Genomic DNA, 2117 nt, shown 5'->3' with positions numbered 1-2117 from the left:
ACGGCAGGCTCCGAGAGCTCGCCGCACTCGGCCTCGGCCTCGGGACCACCGCCTTCGGTGGCCCAGCAGCCCACATCGCGTTGATGGAACGGGAGGTCGTCGGACGCCGGCAGTGGCTCACCCGCGAGCACTTCCTCGACCTCGTGAGCGCGTCGGCGATGATCCCGGGGCCGAATTCCACCGAGCTTGCGATGCACATCGGCTATCGGCGCGCCGGATGGCGCGGGCTGATCGTCACCGGGCTGAGCTTCATCCTCCCCGCGATGGTGATCACCTTGGGACTCGCGTGGGTCTATCTCCGCGCCGGGGCGCTGCCGGCGGTCGGCGGGATCCTCGCGGGGATCAAGCCCGTGGTCCTCGCCGTGGTGCTCCACGCCCTCTGGGGGCTCGGTGTGACGGCGATCCGCTCGGCGATGACGGCCGCGGTCGCAGTGGCCGCACTCGTCGCCACCTGGCTCGGTGTGCACGAGCTGACCATCCTCGCCGTCGCGGCCCTCGTGACGTGGACCGATCGACGCGTGATCGCCGGCGGCGACCCGCTCGCACATCTCTCAGGGGCGATGGTGCCGTTCGCCATCGGCGGTTCCAGCGATGCCCTTCCGACCTTGGGAGGGATCCTCGCCGTCTTCGCGAAGGCCGGCGCCTTCCTCTTCGGGAGCGGCTATGTGCTCCTCGCCTTCCTCCGCACCGATCTCGTCGAGCGGCTCGGCTGGCTCACCGAGTCGCAACTCCTCGACGCGATCGCCGCGGGCCAGATGACGCCCGGCCCCGTGTTCACGACGGCGACCTTCATCGGATATCTGCTGGCGGGGTACGCGGGGGCGGTGGTCGCGACGGTGGGGATCTTCCTTCCGGCGTTCGTCTTCGTCGCGCTCACCGCGCCTGTGCTCGAGCGATATATGGCGCACCCCGATGTGCGGGCCGCCCTGCGCGGGTTGAATGCGGCCTCCCTCGCACTCATGATCGCGGTGAGTCTCCCGCTCGGGCGCGCCGCGCTCGGCACGCCAGGGCTCGGCGTGCCCCTCACCCTCCTCGCCCTCGTGGCGATCGTCCGCTGGCGCGTGAACGCCGGCTGGCTCGTGCTGAGTGGCGGCGCGATCGGCTGGCTAGCTTCCATCGCATGACCACGCCCATCGCCTTCCTTGGCACCGGACTCCTCGGCGCCGGCTTCGTCGAGGCCGCGCTCGGGCGCGGCGAGTCGGTCCATGTCTGGAATCGTACCCGCACCAAGGCCGAGCCACTCGCCGCGCTCGGCGCGACCGTCTGCGATACGCCGGCCGAGGCCGTGCGTGGCGTGAGCCGTGTGCATCTCGTCCTCCAGGATGACGCCTCGGTCGATGCGGTGATCGAGGCAGTGCGCCCCGGCCTCGGCGCCGATGTGACGATCGTCGATCACACCACGACGCGTCCCGACCTCACCGCCTCTCGCGCCGCGCGACTCTCCGCCGCCGGTGTGCGATATCTCCACTGCCCCGTCTTCATCGGACCCCCCGGGGCACGGAAGGCCGAAGGGGTCATGCTCGCCTGCGGCCCACGCGCGTGGTTCGACGCTGTTCACCCGGCCCTCGCACGGCAGGCCTCACGGATCGAGTACCTCGGCGAGCGCCCTGACATCGCCGCCGCGTTCAAGCTCGCAGGGAACGCCCTGCTCCTCGGCATCACCGGGCTCGTCTCCGATACCGTGACGGTGCTCGATCGCGCCGGTGTGCCCGGGGCGGATATCGCCAAACTGCTCGAGTATCTCAACCCGAGCCATGTGGTGGCCGCGCGCGCCAAGCGGATGACAAACAGGGATTTCGCCCCGAGCTTCGAGCTCGCGATGGCGCGGAAGGATCTCCGACTGATGCAGGAGTCGGTGGGTGACGCGCCGTTGATGGTGATCCCCGGGATGGCCGCGCGGATGGATGCGCTCCTCGCCGAGGGGCTGGGGCATCAGGACTTCGGGGTGATCGGACGCGACGCCGTGCGGTGAGCCCCACGGGGCATCACCACCGCCCGACGATCCGTCCGAGGATCAATCGCGCGTAGGTCCGTCGAGCCTTCAGGGTGCCGAGGTGAATGGAATCACCCGCCATCCCCGGGACCTTCCCCGAGGCGACGAGCCCGTGCCAATCGAG

2 protein-coding genes are annotated in these 2117 nt (G+C 70.2%); both read left to right on the top strand.

Annotated elements, in window-relative coordinates:
- Window positions 1–74: 74 nt before the first annotated feature.
- Window positions 75–1124, top strand: coding sequence for a chromate efflux transporter (gene chrA, locus FJ309_17470; GenBank protein ID MBM3956363.1), 1050 nt, complete (start codon window positions 75–77; stop codon window positions 1122–1124).
- The gene (locus FJ309_17465; protein ID MBM3956362.1) at window positions 1121–1972 is read left to right on the top strand and encodes an NAD(P)-dependent oxidoreductase; all 852 of its coding nucleotides are present in this window, start codon (window positions 1121–1123) and stop codon (window positions 1970–1972) included. Before chrA ends, FJ309_17465 begins: the two co-directional genes overlap by 4 nt.
- Window positions 1973–2117: the final 145 nt, after the last annotated feature.

It is taken from the genome of Planctomycetota bacterium, from assembly GCA_016872555.1.
Taxonomy (GTDB): Bacteria; Planctomycetota; Planctomycetia; order Pirellulales; family UBA1268; genus F1-20-MAGs016.
Note: the sequence above shows the minus strand (reverse complement) of the source record. Positions and strands in the feature narration are given on the sequence as shown.